The sequence below is a fragment of the Vibrio sp. 10N.222.46.A1 genome (assembly GCF_041473595.1).
GTDB lineage: Bacteria > Pseudomonadota > Gammaproteobacteria > Enterobacterales > Vibrionaceae > Vibrio > Vibrio tasmaniensis_A.
This window is the reverse complement of record NZ_JBFRSN010000783.1, coordinates 1-855: the sequence shown is the minus strand read 5'-3', so window position 1 is coordinate 855 and position 855 is coordinate 1. Positions and strand designations below refer to the sequence as shown.

Here is an 855-nt window from a genome sequence, read left to right as displayed (position 1 = left end):
TTCGCTTTGATGATCTTAGGACACTTCGCTACAGACAGTAGGTATTTAGGGATGCGCTTTGGCATTTCTTCGTAGATAAGTTCGAAGTTTGAAAGACCACCACCCAGTGCAACAACATGTGGGTCAAGACCCGTAAACAAGTTCGCAAAACAGATAGCCAATAGCTCCATGAAGCGATCTACGTGCTCAGCCGCTTTTGCTTCACCTTCGTTGTATGCTTGGATGATTTCAATCGCTTTCTTCTTCTCACCGAAGTAGTGCTCATAAATCAATTCGAAGCCACGACCTGATAAGTAGCTGTCTAAACAACCTTTTTTACCACAACCACAACCTAATAACGGTGCGTTGTCGCCGAGGTGGAACCAAGCATCAATAGGGAGACGCATATGGCCCAGTTCACCAGCAACGTGGTTACGACCAGAGAACACTTTGCCTTCGTAAACTAAACCGCCACCGAAGCCAGTACCTAGAATTAGGCCAGCAACTGATGGTTCATCTTTAAGTTCATCATCCCATGCTTCTGAAAGCGCAAAACAGTTCGCATCATTCTCGATTTTTACACTACGACCAATAAGCGCTTCTAAGTCTTTACGTAGTGGCTTACCTGTTGAAGCCGGTACGTTAACAACCAGCATAGTGCCGTCGTCTGCGTTTTCCATGCCAGGAAGACCAAGGCCAATTTTGCCTTCACAAGAGAATTCGTTGTCGTATTTTTTAACTAAACCAGCAATCGTATCAAGCAGTAATTGATAATCGTCTGTTGGTGTTGGAACACGTTCTGTTGCTACTCGCTCAAGTTTCTCATTGAATGCACCAAACTCTATTTTTGTGCCGCCAACATCGAAGCCGTAATAC

1 protein-coding gene is annotated in these 855 nt (G+C 44.8%); it reads right to left on the bottom strand.

Annotated elements, in window-relative coordinates:
- A partial coding sequence (nagK, locus tag AB4496_RS20095) for an N-acetylglucosamine kinase (RefSeq protein WP_372131732.1) occupies positions 1-855 on the bottom strand: 855 nt, incomplete at both ends.